We start from the raw sequence: 14,616 nt of genomic DNA, 5'->3' as shown, positions 1-14,616 counted from the left end.
AATCCTCTAGTTCAATCCTCTGGGCCTAATCTTCGTGATCTTCAAAGGGATCCGACAAATTCTCAGACGGCGGCCCAAAAGCCACATAAATCGAGTACCCCGTGATGGCAACCAGAATTGTGCCGAGGGCAATTCCCAATGTTAAAGCAGAGTTGTCTTCTAGCATGGTTTAAGGGTCTCGATGGCCGGGCCGCTGGCCCATTTCTCGCAAATTGTAACAATTAGTTAAGTAAAATCGCAAACTTCTCAGGGAGTCCACCCGATCGCCCACTGCCCGCTAGCCTTAGTTCTCAGGTCGCCGCTGGCTTGCCCCCACGGAACTCCCCAAACAGCAGGCACAGCCGTTTGATAGAATACCCAATCAAATAGCATTGGCGGCGTGCTGCATTCGTGCGGCAATTGCTGCACTATTTAATAAAAAGCAACATCAACGGCAACGCCCAGTTGCTTCAACGGCTGCAAGACTCCATTGTTGCGAAACACTACGGTAGGGATAAGATGGCTCAACGGACTCGCCTGGGCGACATTTTGCGCCCGTTAAATGCGGAATACGGTAAGGTGGCTCCCGGCTGGGGGACGACCCCGCTGATGGCTGTTTTCATGGGGTTGTTTTTTGTGTTCCTGCTGATCATCTTGCAGGTGTACAACACCTCGATCTTGATTGAAGGCGTTAATGTCGATTGGAAGTCGCTGGGTCAATAGATTTCGGTGAATGGCTTGGGGTGATGAGTCTGCATCAACAGATTTCAGATTTCCACCCCAAGAATTGCCCGCCCGATCGACTGGTTTGAAGAACTAACAGCTAGAGAATTGCTGAGTTCTGAGCGTTGGATTCTACAAATCTTTGAGAGTTAAGTCATCAACTGGTCGATCGCCCAGTCCCACAGTCCCGGTGTATCCGGGCTTTTTTATGGGCAACATTCGCCATCCCACCGACCCTGATCTTGGCTTGCTCTTGGAAGGATGTCTGAGAAGTAGCTCGGGATGCTGGCAAAGCGCGGGTAGTCGTGGGGGCAAGGGGCTTAGGGCCTGTCGTCGTTGAGTACGAAACCCTAGACCTGCCCTTAGCGGATCGTGGGGGGCAAGGGGCTTAAGCCCCTTGTTACGACGATCTGGGCGCGAAAGATCAACCGTTTCAGCATCACCTCGAAAAATGACGATACCCCCAAGCCCCTTGTCTCTGTTGCTCGACGAGACGACCGACAGGGTAGTCGTTTTGGCTTTTCAGACATCCCCTGAGTCAGACTGACCCTGAGCCTGCGCGACGGGGCCTTGGGATGGAATAATCTGAACGTGCAAATTACTGTTCGATTATTTTCGATTATTGGTGTTGACTCGTTGCTAGCCAGTTACGGATTAGCGTTTGTTTGATCATTTTCGTTCGAGCATTTTTGTTTCAGCGTTGTTGCTTGATCGTTTTCCTGCGATCGCCCCGGTCATTTCCATTGCAAGGATCGCCCCATGAACATTTTTGGCATTGGCCCAGCAGAGTTGTTTTTGATTGGCGTTGTCGCTTTGTTGGTCTTTGGCCCGAAAAAGTTGCCGGAAATTGGCCGCAGCCTGGGCAAGACTCTGAAATCCTTCCAGGAAGCCTCGCGGGAATTTGAATCGGAACTGAAGCGGGAAATGGATCGGGCCGAAGCCCCTGCTTCCACCAGCATGACCGCCACGATCGAGCCGCCTGCACAACCTGCCCTGGCCAGTTCGGAGCCGGCCACCCCGGTCACCCCCGCCGAAGCGGAACCGGCCCCAGCCGCCAAAACCAATGCGGTGGATTCGATCGATCCGGTTTAGGGGCTTCCGTTTGGATCGCTTCCGGCCGGAGTGTTTCCGCTTGGATTGCTTTCGGTTGAAGTGTTTCCGGTTGGAGTTCTGTTGATTCACCCTTGAAGTCGTCTGCGCTTAAGTCGATTCCAAAGCCATGCCCAAAGGTCAATCTGCATCGTCATCAGAACCCCTAATTCCGAAGCTGATTGTGGGGCTGGGCAACCCAGAACCCAAGTACGATCGCACCCGCCACAACATTGGCTTTGAAGTCATTGATGAGCTGGCGAAGGTGTGGGGCATTTCCCTGAGCGAAAATCGCCGGTTCAATGCCCTCGCCGGAGAGGGGCGATCGCCCTTTGGCAAGATTTATTTGCTGAAACCCCTGACCTATATGAATCGATCGGGCCAGGCCATCCGCGCCGCGATCGATTGGTATAAGCTGCCACCGGAATCAGTCCTCACGATCTACGACGATATGGATCTGCCCTTGGGCCGGTTGCGGCTGCGGGAAACCGGCTCGGCCGGCGGTCACAATGGCATGAAATCCACGATCGCCCATCTGGGAACGCAGGATTTTCCGCGTTTGCGGTTGGGCATTGGGCGGCCCCGGGTGGTCAGCGGCGAAACGGTGTCCCATGTGTTGGGCAAGTTTGCGCCCGAGGAACAACCCACGGTGAAAGCCCTGTTGCGGTTGAGTGTGGAGACGATCGAGCGATCGCTCCGAGATGGCGTGGCCAAAGCCGCCAGCTTGTATAACAATCGCGATGTGGCTCCACCCAAGCCCAAACCGGCCCCCACGCCCGAAGCACCTGCAACGCCCGATCGGGCCCCGCAGGATCCGCAACCGGTTTCCTAGCCGAGTTTCCAGCGGTCTAGCCTGATCCGGTTGATCCGGTTGACCCTGCCCGCCTGTCCACGGTTCATCTACCATTCCGCACTGTCGGCCTGCGCCGTGAGTCGTCGAGAAAATCCGTTGCCCCAAACGATCGCCCTTGTGCGCATTACCCGCCAGTCCTGGAATGAGGGCAAACTAGAAGGCGAAGTCAGCGCCGGGGAATTCACCTGGGAATTCGTCTGGCACTTTCGCCAAGGAGGGTTGCGGGTTCAGCCGTCCATGGGGCGGGCCCTAATTCGGGAGCCGCTGGCCCGATTTCTGGAAACCCACGACTACCAACTAGAAGCGGGCGGCGATTATTCCTTCCCCATCCGGGCCCGGCTCTAGGCATTGTCTCGGGATTTTCTGACTTTTCTGAAGTTTGCCCGCAGAATTCCTTCCCGCGATTGTTCAACAACGGAGCAACGAACCATGGTCAAAATTCTGCACCTGTCGGACATTCACATGGGCAGCGGGTTCAGCCATGGGCGCATTGATCCTCAAACGGGTTTAAACACGCGGCTGCTGGACTTTACGGCAGCCCTGGAGCGTTGCATCGATCGGGCAATTGCGGAACCGGTGGATCTGGTGCTGTTTGGGGGTGATGCCTTTCCCGATGCTACGCCGCTGCCCATGGTGCAGGAGGCCTTTGCACAACAGTTTCGGCGGCTGGCCGATGCGCAAATTCCGACGGTGTTGTTGGTGGGAAACCATGACCAACATGCCCAAGGCCGTGGAGGAGCCAGCCTTTGTATTTACCGCACGCTGGGGGTTCCGGGCTTTGTGGTGGGAGACACGCTGGCGCTGCATCGACTGGAAACCAGCCAGGGGCCGGTGCAGGTGCTGACTTTGCCTTGGTTAACCCGATCGACCCTGCTTACCAAGCGGCAAACGGAGGGCCTGTCGTTGGCGGAAGTGGGGGCGCTGCTGCTCGATCGACTCCAGGCGGCCCTGGAAGGGGAAATTCGGAAGCTCGATCCCGACCAACCCACCATTTTGTTGGCCCACCTGATGAGCGATCGGGCGCAATTGGGAGCCGAGCGGATGTTGGGCGTGGGCAAAGGCTTCTCAATTCCCCTCAGCACCATCACTCGCCCCGAGTTTGACTATGTGGCCTTGGGCCATGTCCACAAGCACCAAAACCTGAATCCCAATAATCAGCCTCCGGTGGTCTATCCCGGCAGCATTGAGCGGGTGGACTTCAGCGAGGAAACCGAAGAGAAGGGCTATGTATTGCTGACGATCGAGCCAGGAGAGCGGGGCCAGCGCCAAACCCAATGGGAATTTTGCCCCCTGCCAGCCCGACCGTTTCGGACATTGCGGGTGGATTTGGCAGACTGTGACGATCCGTTGGCGGAACTGCTCGGGGCGATCGACCCGGCGGCCATTGAAGGGGCCGTTGTGCGGTTGGTCTATCGTGTGCGGGCAGAACAGCTTCACCAAATCGAGCTGGCGGCCGTGCGCGATCGACTAGCCGCCGCCCACACCTACAGCCTGCAAGCGGAGTTGATGAGCCAACTGGCCCGCCCTCGCCTGCCCAACTTGGATGCCACCACCCTGGATCCGCTGTTAGCCCTAGAGGCCTATTTGGGAGAGCGATCGGACTTAAAAAACCTGGCCGACGACATGATCGAGGCCGCCCGAGATCTCTTGGGCTATGCCAGTCCGGCCATTGTGGTGAATCTGCCGGAGCCAACCACAACCCAAACTGCCAATCCAGATTGCCCAGATCCAGAGTCCAGCCCAGGCCAAAATCCAGCAGCGACATCCACCGCCGAGCTGGCCACCGATGCTGACGATCTCGAACCGACCTCACCCAGCGCCAATGGCCCTGATCGAGCCGTTCAGTCTCCAGCCATTGACCGATCGGGTCAACTCAGACTGCTTTAGAGGCCAATCACGTACTTGCGCCATTCCTGGTGTACGCCGCTCTTCACATGCTTCGTCACTTCAAAGTAGAGACTGCTGTGGGGACGGCGGGGCGGCTGGCGCAAAGGCATGTTGGCTTCCTTGGGGGTGCGATTGCCCTTGCGGATGTTGCAGCGCACGCAGGCCGTGACCATATTTTCCCAATGTTCACCGCCCCCGCGCGATCGGGGAACAACGTGATCCAGCGTCAAATCATCGCCCGTGTAGCCACAGTATTGACAGGAGTGGCTATCTCGGTGCAATATGTTTTTCCGCGTTAAGGGAATCTCTTTGTAGGGAACCTTGATGTAGTGGCGCAAACGGATCACGGTGGGCAACGGAATGTTGCGGTAAACCACTCGGCCATTATGCTCGACTTGCTCCGCCTTGCCTTTTAGCAATAAAACGACTGCCCGCCGCCAACTGGTAATATTGAGCGGCTCATAAGAAGCGTTGAGCACAAGTACTTTGCCCATCGGACAAAACCGCAATTAATTGCAAATTATTAAGAATTGCAAACAAAGCTTGCGAAGCGTCGGAGCCAATTGGGACTGATAGTAGCACAACTGACTCGGGGTGTGGTTTCCTGATCCCATGGATTACCCATCGTTCTGTGGCGGCGGATTCCGGACAAAAACCGCCGATCGCTCAGTGGTGGCGATCGATAATCCTGGTTTGCGGGCCGCAGTTGAGCGATCGCCCTGGGGATGGGGCTTGCTCACGGGATTTCTGAGTTTGAGCTTCAGTTTGCTCCTAAGTTTGCTGCTGGGTGGTTGCGGGATGCTGCCCTGGGACGGGCCACCAACGGCCGTGGTGCAACGGGCGGTGGCGTTGCAGTTGCTGCAAACCCAGACCGACCTATTGCAAGAGTTGGGCGATTCCCCGCTGGCCGCCGGTCGCCACCTGGATCCACAGATGTTGCCCGATCGCCCGGTGATCACCCTCGATGACTTGGCGGCAGAACCAGGATTCCGCATCGATCGACTGCGCATCCAAACCCAACAGGCCGTGACCATCAACGACAAACCGGGCTGGCAACTGAGCGGTACTTACGATTGGAGCCAAGCTGGGAGCCAAGATTCGCGCCATGCTCAGGAAAACCAGGGCGATCGATCTCCCGCCTCCCGGCAACCGCAACCCAAGGCCCAACAGCACCGATCGCAGCCCTTTTCGGTTTACCTGCAACGCCAAGCTCGGGGCCAAACTTGGCGACTGGCGCGACCTGACCTGACCCAATCCACACCCGATCGAGTGGCTTGGCTCACCTACCGTCTCTAAGGGCCGTCTCTAGGGGCCGTCTTTAGGGATTCTGGGCGAATTCAAGATCAGTTCAGGAGCAATCCAAAAGCAATTCCGCGTTACGACAACAGGCCATCGGGGATCGCGAAAGGGTTGCCCGTTGGCAAAGGCCCGGCCCGGCCCGAAAATAGACAAGCCGATCGCCATAGAACGCGCCTCCCGTGAACGAAATCCGCACCGTTTCAGAAACCAAACGCACCTTCTATTCGCTCCACCAACGGCCGATCAACGCGATCTACCGACGAGTGGTTGAGGAATTGATGGTGGAAATGCACCTGCTATCCGTCAGCGTCGATTTCCGCTTCGAGTCCATCTATGCCCTCGGGGTGGTGACGGCGTTCGATCGCTTCATGGCAGGCTACCAGCCCGATCGGGACTTGGGTTCCATCTTCAACGCGCTCTGTCAGTCCGTGGGCGGCAACGTAGACGACTATCGCCACCGGGCCGATCGCCTGTTGGAAGCGGCAAAAGTTGCCAGTGCCGACGACCTGGCCGCCGCGATCAACCGGGCCGAGGGCAGTGGCGGGGCCTTGCGCGAAGCCGCCGACGTGCTCGCCAATGGTCAACCTTTCAAATACAGCCGCCTGTTTGGGATTGGGCTATATACCCTGCTGGAGTCCACCACCTCTGACCTGGCTGGCAATGCCGAGCAGATCAAAGCGTGGATCGATCGCCTAGGGACAACCCTCAACCTCCCGATCGAGAAGCTGCAAAAGGATCTGGAACTATATCGCGGCAACCTGGAGAAAATCGCCCAGGCTCGAATCACCTACGAAGACATGCTGGAGGCCGAACGCCGCAAACGCGAACAACGGGCCCTGGAAAAAGCCGCCGCCGCCGAAGCCAAAGCCGCCAGCGAAACCGCCAGCGAAACCGCCAGCGAGTCGAATGCTGCCCCTTCGTCTGCCGACCCCAGCTAAGTTCCGCGAACTTCCCGAACTTCCCACCAACTTTAATGAAGGGGCCTAGACCACGCATGGTTTCTGGGCCCCTTCCGGGTTTTCAAGGGCCAGCCTGATCGCATCGGTTGCGATCGACGGTTGGCAATCCAGGCGATCGGTTCAGATCGGTAAGATAAGCGATAGGTATTTTAGGCCCCGACTCCCCAATGACCCCGGACGATCGCGATCGCGTTGCAGCATTCCTCAAAAAATGGCAAGGCTCGGAAGGCAACGAACGGGCGAATTATCAATCATTCTTTGGGGATTGGTGTCGCGCCTTGGGAGTCGAAGAGCCACCACCGAAGGGAACGGTTCTCGGCGATCCCTACTGCTTCGACAAGGACATTAAGTTCTACAGCGACAAGGCCGAATACACGCGGTTTGCGGATTTTTATAAGGCTGGTTGTTTCCTGATTGAAGCCAAGCAGGGCAGCGATTCTTCGGCCAAAGGCCATGGAAAACGGGGCACGAAGATCTATCGCGACAACCTGCAAAAGGCTTTTAACCAAGCGAAATCCTACGCCTACAACCGAATGCTGGGATCGTTGCCGCCGTTTTTGATGGTGTGCGACATCGGCTCCCATTTCGAGATTTGGCAAGGGTTCAGCGGCGAATATGGCGGCTATGGGGCGCGGGAAACGGTCAACCTGGCGGACTTGGCCCAGCCGGAGGTGTTCGATCGCTTCGTCAAAATCTTCACCGATCCGCAGGCGCTGAACCCCGAAAAGCTGCGGGCGCGGGTGACTCGGGAGGTGGCGGCGGAGTTGGCCAAGCTGTCGCGCTGGCTGGAGGAGCAGGGCCACGATCCCCAGGCAACGGCGAGTTTCCTGATGCGCTGCATTTTCACGATGTTTGCGGAGGATGTGGCACTGCTGAAGGGGGAGGTGTTCACGAAGGCGCTGCGCGATCGCTGGATTCCCAACCCGGCGACCTTTAAGCCGGAAATTGAATCCCTATGGGAAACGATGAATCGGGGTGGCTCCTTCGGTTTCGAGAAGGTGCTGAAGTTTAACGGCAGTTTTTTTGAGAATGCGACGGCGATCGCCCTGCCCAAGGAACAACTGGAAATTCTGTACGCGGCGGCGGCGAAGGATTGGAGCCAGGTGGAGCCAGCGATTTTTGGCACGTTGTTGGAACGGGCGCTGGACAAGGCGGAGCGCAGCCGGTTGGGGGCGCACTACACGCCGCGATCGTATGTGGAGCGGTTGGTGCGGCCGGTGGTGATGGAGCCGTTGCGATCGCAGTGGGAGGCGATCGAGCTGGAGGTGAAGCGGCTGTTGGATGGCAGTGCGGGGGCGGTGGCGAAGGCGGCGGCGGAAATTCAGGGGTTTTTGGAGCAGTTGCGATCGATTCGGATTCTCGATCCGGCCTGTGGGACGGGGAATTTTTTGTATGTGTCGTTGGATTTGCTGAAGGGTTTGGAGCAGGAGGTTTTGACGCGGCTGGTGGATGTGGTGGGGACTATCCAGCTAGAGACCAAACAGGTGAATCCGTCGCAATTTTTAGGGATTGAAATTAATCCTCGGGCGGCGGCGATCGCGGAGTTGGTGATTTGGATTGGTTATTTGCAGTGGCATTTCAAACGGTTTGGCAATGCGGAGCCGCCGGAGCCGGTGTTGCAGGCGTTTGGGAATATTGAAAATCGTGATGCGGTGTTGGCCTATGACGGGATGGAGCCGGATGTGGACTCCAAAACGGGGCAGGTGCGGACTCGCTGGGGTGGCAAGACGATGATTCATCCGGTGACGGGAAAAGAGGTTCCTGATCCGAGTGATCAAAAGGTGATTTATCGCTATTTAAATCCGCGTCCTGCTGAATGGCCGGCGGCGGATTACATCATTGGTAATCCGCCTTTCATTGGTAATAAGAAAATGCTATCTGCACTAGGAGAAGGTTATGTTAAAGCTCTGAGAAATTCATGGAAAAGTGTTTCGCAATCAGTTGATTTTGTTATGTATTGGTGGAATTATGCTGCTGCCCTAGTTAAGACTGGAAAAGCTAAAGCTTTTGGACTTATTACAACAAATAGCCTGACTCAATCCTTTAATCAAAAGATCATTCAAGATTATATAAGCAATTCTCTCGCCATATACTTGGCAATTCCAGATCATCCTTGGGTTGATTCGTATGATGGTGCTCAAGTACGAGTCGCATTCACAGTGTTAGGAAGTGCCAATCGAATAGGAAATCTTCTCACGGTTATACAAGAAAGCAATAAAGGATCTGATCAGAACAGATTGATATTTAAAAGTAAGCAAGGAAAAATAGACTCTCATTTTCAGATTGGCTCTGATTTAAGTTCGCTAATCCGACTGAATTCTAATAAAGGTCTCGCTTGCCCAGGTGTTCAATTATCAGGGCAGGGCTTTACAGTGCAATCAACAGAGTTGAAATTTTTCTCTGTTAAAACTCAAAACAATTTGATACGTCCTTATCTAACAGGCCGAGATTTGGTACAAAAGCCAAGAACTCAATTTGTCATTGACACCCTAGGACTATCATTAAAAGATTTGCAAGAAAATTATCCAGATGCATATCAATGGATTCTAGAAAAGGTAAAGCCTGAAAGAGATCAAAGTTCTCAAAAAGAATATGCACAAAACTGGTGGCTTCACTCTAAGCCACGTCCTAAATTTCGAGAGACTTTTTTGGGAATAAAGAAGATTGTTGTGACATCTCGAACCTCTCGGCATAGAGTATTTCAATTTTTACCTATTAATACTTTGCCAGAAACAAAAATTTTAATATTTTCTTTGGATGATTCTTTCTATTTAGGGGTTTTATCTAGTACCATTCACATACTTTTTGCAAATACCCTTGGTGGTTGGCTTGGTGTTGGCAACGACTCAACCTATAACCATAGCAAGTGTTTTGATTGCTTTCCATTTCCTGATCCAGACGATCGCCTCAAACAAGAAATTCGCGAACTGGGCGATCGGCTCGATGCCCATCGCAAAGCCGTGCAGGCCAACCACCCCGACATCACCATCACCGGGATGTATAACCTGCTCGAAAAACTCCGCGCCGGTCAACCCTTCACCGACAAAGACCGCGAACTGAACGATCGCGCCCTCGTCTCCACCCTCAAACAAATTCACGACGACCTCGATCGCGCCGTCTTCCGCGCCTACGGTTGGGACGACCTCATCCCCCTACTGACCCAGACAAGGGGCTTAAGCCCCTTGCCCCCCACCGACGATCGCCCCTTGCCCCCCGACGAGGAACCCGCCAAAAGCCTCGATGAACAAATCCTGGAACGGCTTGTGAAACTCAACGCCGAACGCGCCGCCGAAGAACGCAATGGCCACATTCGCTGGCTGCGGCCCGACTACCAAGCCCCCGCCACCCAAACCACCCAAACCGCGATCGCCAACCTAATCGACAGCCCCGAGCCGATCGTCCCCGCCGCCGAGCCACAGCCCTGGCCCACCCAACCCAAGGCCCAACTCGCCGCCATCCGTGACCTCCTCCGCAGCAACCCCGGCTACTGGTCGATCGACCAAATCGCCGCCCAATTTAAAGGCAAAATCACCGACAAACGCAGACAAATTATTCGCGAAAACCTCGATCGGCTCGAATGGTTTGGCCTTGCAATTCAGCACGCAGAAACCTGGCACCACGCCGCCGTTAACCCGATCGCTTAGAACGGCAGTGATTGACGTGTTGAGAAGAGCTTCTTGGTAAAATCAGACATGACTAGTCAAGAAGTTTGTCATCATCCAAGCTTCTTGAACCGAGTCAGTCTTCAAGAGCTTTTTTCATGACTATCGATTCGGAAGCACACCACTACTTCGTTGATGAAGCTGGCGATTTAACGTTCTTTAACAAAAAAGGTCGAGTGATCGTTGGTCAGCCAGGAGCTTCTCGATTTTTTATGGTAGGTATTGCCCAGATTGCTGACCCTGAAGCTGCTGCCAGAGAATTGGCAGGCTTTCGGCTAGCGTTGATGAATAATCCACGCTATCAAGACATTCCCTCCATGCAACCGCAAGCCCAGAAAACAGCAGTTACCTTTCACGCAAAAGATGACTATGCGGAAATTCGAGCGCAAGTCTTTGAGTTAATTCAATCCTTTGATGTCAAAATCTATGTCGCAGTTCGCAGCAAGATTGAAATTGCTAAGTGGGCGCAGGATAATTTCAAGAACTTGAATAAAAAATTACAACAAAATGCAATTTATGAGGATTTAATTAAACGCCTGTTTAAAGATCGACTGCACAAAGCAAATTCCATCAATATCACGATTGCACGACGCGGCAAAGAAGCCCGCGAGGATGCGCTAGAGCAAGCAATTAACCAAGCTCGAAAAAACTTTGAAGCTAAATGGAAGATTAGCTCTGATGGGCTAATTTCAATCGAATCAACTTACCCATCTCAGAGTCCAGGCTTACAAATTATTGATTACTATTTGTGGGCTTTGCAACGCTTCTACGAACGTGGAGAAGATCGATTCTTCAAGCCTCTTGCCCCTAAATATCGGCTGATTATGGATCTAGACGATAAACGCCATAAACCTTACGGAGAGTGGTACAGCGATGGAAATCCGTTAACGGCTGAAAAAATGAGAGAGGCTAGGTCTAGGTAAAACCTAAACACACGGCATGGAGCCGACGTTCGCCTCTCGCTCTTTATTTTACCGCGCTGATCTGGGATGTGACGACGGAAAACCGTTGCAACTGCCCAAGTTGGCACATGCGCACCAAACCCCTAGCCGCGATGCCGATATTCTGAGGGCGATGTTGCTATGTCTTGATGAACGCCCGTGAGTAGCCCCGACGCGATCGCCGCCCTCGAAGCCGCCAAAGCCAAAGTCATCGCCGAGTTTGGTGACTGGACGAACCACAATATGCGCCTAGCGGACGGCTGCTACACGATCGCCCCGACCCCGACTCCCTCGGAACCCAAGCTGCGCCGCATGACCCAAATCGTCATGGACTGGTGTGGTGGCTCCGTGGAAGGGTTACGGATTCTGGATTTGGCTTGTTTGGAGGGGATGTATGGCCTGGAGTTGGCCATGCAGGGTGCGCAGGTGGTGGGCATCGAAGGGCGCGAAGCCAACCTGGCCAAAGCTCGCTTTGTGAAAGATAGCCTGGGCCTAACCAACATCGACTTTTACTGCGACGACGTGCGCAACCTATCCGTGGAGCGCTACGGCCACTTTGATGTGGTGCTCTGTTTGGGGATTTATTACCACCTGGACGCGCCGGACGTGTTCCGGTTCATGGAACAGATCGGCTCCGTTTGCACCAAGCTGGCGATCGTCGATACCCACGTCAGCCGCACCGCCGAAGTGCAGCATGACTATGCGGGGTTGACCCTGGCCGGTTGTCGCTATGTGGAGCACGCGCCGGAAGCTTCCACGGACGATCGCCTGAAAATTCTCTGGGCTTCTTTGGACAACGACTACAGCTTTTGGTTAACGCGCCCGTCGTTGTTTAACCTGATGCAGCACTGTGGCTTCACGTCGATCTATGAATGCCACTCGCCGCTGGTGGAAAAATTTGAGCAATTGCGGCGATCGGGGACGGGCGATCGCGCCACCTTTGTGGCCTTCAAGGGCAACCCCGTGGCCCTCAAGGCTTCCGACCTCAGCAACGACAGCCGCCCCCTGCCCTGGCCGGAAATCCCCCGCTAAAAGTCCAAGAGAGGAGGAGTCTGGCCCGCTCAGTCGGCGGGCTAAGGGGCTAGGCATTTAGCGCCGGTAGTGCTGTTGGGCCCAGAGGGCTGCTTGGGTGCGATCGGTCACCTGTAGCTCACTTAAAATGCGACTAATGTGGTTTTTGACAGTGCCGTGGGCCAGATACAAAATCTGGGCGATTTCCTGATTGGTTTTGCCCTCGCCCAGCAGTCTGAGCACGGCCAATTCGCGATCGCTAAAGCGCTGGGTCAGGTCGGCCGGGGTAGTCGGTGGATGGGTGGTTAAATGCGCAAAAACTTTCGGGGCGATCGTCGGGCCCAGTTGACTGTAGCCATGGTGGACGCTGCGAATTGCATCGGCCACTTGTTTGGAGGGGGCGTTTTTGAGGATATAGCCCAAGGCCCCAGCCTGGAGCGATTGCCAAATATAATCCTCGCGATCGAACGTGGTCAGCACCAAAACTCGGATCCAAGGAAATCGCTGATGAATTTCCTGTGTTGCCCGAATCCCATTACAAATGGGCATTTCAATATCCATCAAAATAATATCGGGTTGCTGTTGCTCAGCTAGGGCGATCGCTGCCTGGCCATTGTCCGCTTGACCCACAATTTCTAGATCCATTTCTAGGGCTAGCAATGTGGCTAATCCCTGCCGAAATAGATCTTGATCATCAACCAATAGCAGCCGAATCATAGCGGCTTAATCCTCAGGGGTTAATCCCCATGATCGGGGAATCGTGATGCTTAGGGTGGTGCCTGTTCCCGGTGTGCTGGCGATCGCAAACTGTCCGCCGAGAAGCTGCACTCGTTCTCGTATGCCGCGCAATCCATAACCGGTTGCGGCCGCGCCCAGATCAAAGCCTTGGCCATTGTCCGTAATTTCCAACGTGAGCGTCGATGCTGTGTAGTGGCTCAGCAAATTCACCCTTGAGGCCCGCGCATGTTTTTGCACATTGGTTAAGGCTTCTTGAATCATGCAATAAACCTGATGGCTAGTTTGGATATCGATCGCCGGTAGGTTCAATCTTGAGGTAATCACCAGGGATTGGGTGTTGTGAATTTGATTAATTAACCGCTGCAAAGCCACATCGAGCTGAAAAGAGGGATCACGGGTGGTTTGAACCGCTTGGTGTACTGCCTCTAAGCATTGACTGGCTAGGGTTTGTGCATGGTTGAGGGCGGTGGCCGCTTGATCGCGATCGCGCCCTTGCATCACTTGAACTAGTTCGAGTTGTAGGCGAAGGGTGGTCAGCGCATGGCCCAAGGAGTCGTGAATTTCGCGGGCAATGCGCGATCGCTCCAAATCCGCCGCTAGGGTTTCGATCGCTTGGGCCAGGGCTTCCGATCGTTGGCGGCTGCGACGCTCAGCCATGATCAAAAAGCCAATCACCATCACCAGAGCACTGATGCTGATGTATTCCACCGAACTCGACAAAATAATCGCCTGTGGTTTGTAAATTTCCTCCCATTGTTGCGATCGCGTGGTTTCAATGAACAACTTTTCAATGATAGGAATCGTCCACCAGATACAGAGCAAGTAACTAATTCCTGATCCTGTTACGAGATAGATAATGGTTTTTCGGTTAAATAAAAAACAACTTTTGATTAAGATTAAATATAGTAACAAATGCAGATCAACTAGTAACAATTGCGCCACTAGCACCAGTGATATTTCCAATCCAATATAGGTGTATCGCACCCAGTGAGGTTGCTTGATTGGAAAAAACCAACTCAGCAACCAAAAGATGGTGACAAACACCAAAACCTTGCTGAATAAATCGGGTAAGGTCGGCAATTTATAAAAATACCAATCAATGCCATAGGCCAAGCCATACATTAAGAGCAAGACCCATTCCGCATAGCGCATCATGGGCCGTAACTTAAAGAAAGAGGAACCAAAGTAGCTGCGTAGAGCTTTCATCCTGCAATGCAGCGGGCAATTCCCACTGGAGAACGATTCAAAAGTCTGCAAAGGGATTTGGGGGAGTGTCACCATTTTTTGAGGTAATTCTGAAACGGTTGATCTTCCTTACCCCAATCGTCGTAACAAGGGGCTTAGGCCCCTTGTCCCCGCGATCCGCTAACGGCAGATCTAGGGTTTTGGGCTAAACGACGACAGATCCTAAGCCCCTTGCTTCCCACGATCGGCTAACGGCAGCCCGTAGCAGCCCGTAGGGTGCGCACTGCCCA

Annotated in this window: 14 protein-coding genes; 10 read left to right on the top strand and 4 right to left on the bottom strand. The window is 54.1% G+C overall.

The genetic code is table 11. The features are described from left to right. Nucleotides 1-25: 25 nt before the first annotated feature. A complete protein-coding gene (gene psbN, locus AC2IAX_RS09645; protein WP_099531641.1) occupies nucleotides 26-166 on the bottom strand; it encodes a photosystem II reaction center protein PsbN in 141 nt (46 codons plus the stop codon). Nucleotides 167-498: 332 nt separating this feature from the next. On the opposite strand from psbN, the gene psbH reads away from it, so the two are divergent. The 5 genes from psbH (at nucleotide 499) to sbcD (ending at nucleotide 4,531) form a co-directional block, all read left to right on the top strand. Beyond that, nucleotides 499-702: a photosystem II reaction center phosphoprotein PsbH gene (gene psbH / locus AC2IAX_RS09640; protein ID WP_099531676.1), complete on the top strand. Its 204-nt coding sequence runs from the start codon at nucleotides 499-501 to the stop codon at nucleotides 700-702. Between the two features lie 759 nt (nucleotides 703-1,461). Further along, nucleotides 1,462-1,794 (top strand): TatA/E family twin arginine-targeting protein translocase, encoded by a 333-nt coding sequence (locus AC2IAX_RS09635; RefSeq protein ID WP_494387324.1) that lies wholly within the window; start codon nucleotides 1,462-1,464, stop codon nucleotides 1,792-1,794. A 127-nt stretch (nucleotides 1,795-1,921) separates the two neighbouring features. Then, nucleotides 1,922-2,623 carry an aminoacyl-tRNA hydrolase gene (gene pth / locus AC2IAX_RS09630; protein ID WP_494387323.1) on the top strand — a complete coding sequence of 234 codons (702 nt, stop codon included), beginning with the start codon at nucleotides 1,922-1,924 and terminating at the stop codon, nucleotides 2,621-2,623. 96 nt (nucleotides 2,624-2,719) lie between these two features. After that, a complete protein-coding gene (locus tag AC2IAX_RS09625; protein WP_099531638.1) occupies nucleotides 2,720-2,989 on the top strand; it encodes a DUF3146 family protein in 270 nt (89 codons plus the stop codon). 84 nt (nucleotides 2,990-3,073) lie between these two features. Continuing rightward, nucleotides 3,074-4,531 (top strand): exonuclease subunit SbcD, encoded by a 1,458-nt coding sequence (gene sbcD / locus AC2IAX_RS09620; protein WP_494387322.1) that lies wholly within the window; start codon nucleotides 3,074-3,076, stop codon nucleotides 4,529-4,531. On the opposite strand, the gene AC2IAX_RS09615 is transcribed toward sbcD, so the two are convergent. Continuing rightward, a complete protein-coding gene (locus tag AC2IAX_RS09615) occupies nucleotides 4,528-5,025 on the bottom strand; it encodes an HNH endonuclease (RefSeq protein ID WP_099531636.1) in 498 nt (165 codons plus the stop codon). The two genes, sbcD and AC2IAX_RS09615, sit on opposite strands and share 4 nt — an antisense overlap. 118 nt (nucleotides 5,026-5,143) lie before the next feature. Here AC2IAX_RS09615 and AC2IAX_RS09610 point away from each other — a divergent pair, with 118 nt between their 5' ends. The 5 genes from AC2IAX_RS09610 to AC2IAX_RS09590 all read left to right on the top strand — a co-directional run bounded on the left by AC2IAX_RS09610 (nucleotide 5,144) and on the right by AC2IAX_RS09590 (nucleotide 12,424). Beyond that, on the top strand, nucleotides 5,144-5,827 hold the full coding sequence (locus tag AC2IAX_RS09610; protein WP_494387321.1) for a hypothetical protein: 684 nt from the start codon (nucleotides 5,144-5,146) through the stop codon (nucleotides 5,825-5,827). Between the two features lie 182 nt (nucleotides 5,828-6,009). Further along, a complete protein-coding gene (gene psb29 / locus AC2IAX_RS09605) occupies nucleotides 6,010-6,768 on the top strand; it encodes a photosystem II biogenesis protein Psp29 (protein ID WP_494387320.1) in 759 nt (252 codons plus the stop codon). Between the two features lie 188 nt (nucleotides 6,769-6,956). Beyond that, on the top strand, nucleotides 6,957-10,433 hold the full coding sequence (locus AC2IAX_RS09600; RefSeq protein WP_494387319.1) for a DNA methyltransferase: 3,477 nt from the start codon (nucleotides 6,957-6,959) through the stop codon (nucleotides 10,431-10,433). 116 nt (nucleotides 10,434-10,549) lie between these two features. Beyond that, nucleotides 10,550-11,374 (top strand): DUF3800 domain-containing protein, encoded by an 825-nt coding sequence (locus tag AC2IAX_RS09595; protein ID WP_494387318.1) that lies wholly within the window; start codon nucleotides 10,550-10,552, stop codon nucleotides 11,372-11,374. A gap of 177 nt (nucleotides 11,375-11,551) precedes the next feature. Beyond that, complete coding sequence (locus AC2IAX_RS09590; protein WP_494387317.1) at nucleotides 11,552-12,424, top strand: class I SAM-dependent methyltransferase; 873 nt, start codon at nucleotides 11,552-11,554, stop codon at nucleotides 12,422-12,424. A 57-nt stretch (nucleotides 12,425-12,481) separates the two neighbouring features. On the opposite strand, the gene AC2IAX_RS09585 is transcribed toward AC2IAX_RS09590, so the two are convergent. Next, complete coding sequence (locus AC2IAX_RS09585) at nucleotides 12,482-13,120, bottom strand: response regulator transcription factor (protein ID WP_494387316.1); 639 nt, start codon at nucleotides 13,118-13,120, stop codon at nucleotides 12,482-12,484. Between the two features lie 6 nt (nucleotides 13,121-13,126). Beyond that, nucleotides 13,127-14,347 carry a sensor histidine kinase gene (locus AC2IAX_RS09580; RefSeq protein ID WP_494387315.1) on the bottom strand — a complete coding sequence of 407 codons (1,221 nt, stop codon included), beginning with the start codon at nucleotides 14,345-14,347 and terminating at the stop codon, nucleotides 13,127-13,129. Between the last annotated feature and the right edge of the window lie 269 nt (nucleotides 14,348-14,616).

The sequence above is a fragment of the Limnothrix sp. HT2024 genome (genome assembly GCF_059138625.1).
This window is presented reverse-complemented; position numbering and strand designations above follow the sequence as displayed.

Coding starts and splice junctions, on each gene's coding strand:
- psbN (WP_099531641.1), bottom strand. CDS start 166: ATGCTAGAAGACAACTCTGCTTTAACATTGGGAATTGCCCTCGGCACA.
- psbH (WP_099531676.1), top strand. CDS start 499: ATGGCTCAACGGACTCGCCTGGGCGACATTTTGCGCCCGTTAAATGCG.
- AC2IAX_RS09635 (WP_494387324.1), top strand. CDS start 1,462: ATGAACATTTTTGGCATTGGCCCAGCAGAGTTGTTTTTGATTGGCGTT.
- pth (WP_494387323.1), top strand. CDS start 1,922: ATGCCCAAAGGTCAATCTGCATCGTCATCAGAACCCCTAATTCCGAAG.
- sbcD (WP_494387322.1), top strand. CDS start 3,074: ATGGTCAAAATTCTGCACCTGTCGGACATTCACATGGGCAGCGGGTTC.
- AC2IAX_RS09615 (WP_099531636.1), bottom strand. CDS start 5,025: ATGGGCAAAGTACTTGTGCTCAACGCTTCTTATGAGCCGCTCAATATT.
- AC2IAX_RS09610 (WP_494387321.1), top strand. CDS start 5,144: ATGGATTACCCATCGTTCTGTGGCGGCGGATTCCGGACAAAAACCGCC.
- AC2IAX_RS09600 (WP_494387319.1), top strand. CDS start 6,957: ATGACCCCGGACGATCGCGATCGCGTTGCAGCATTCCTCAAAAAATGG.
- AC2IAX_RS09595 (WP_494387318.1), top strand. CDS start 10,550: ATGACTATCGATTCGGAAGCACACCACTACTTCGTTGATGAAGCTGGC.
- AC2IAX_RS09585 (WP_494387316.1), bottom strand. CDS start 13,120: ATGATTCGGCTGCTATTGGTTGATGATCAAGATCTATTTCGGCAGGGA.
- AC2IAX_RS09580 (WP_494387315.1), bottom strand. CDS start 14,347: ATGAAAGCTCTACGCAGCTACTTTGGTTCCTCTTTCTTTAAGTTACGG.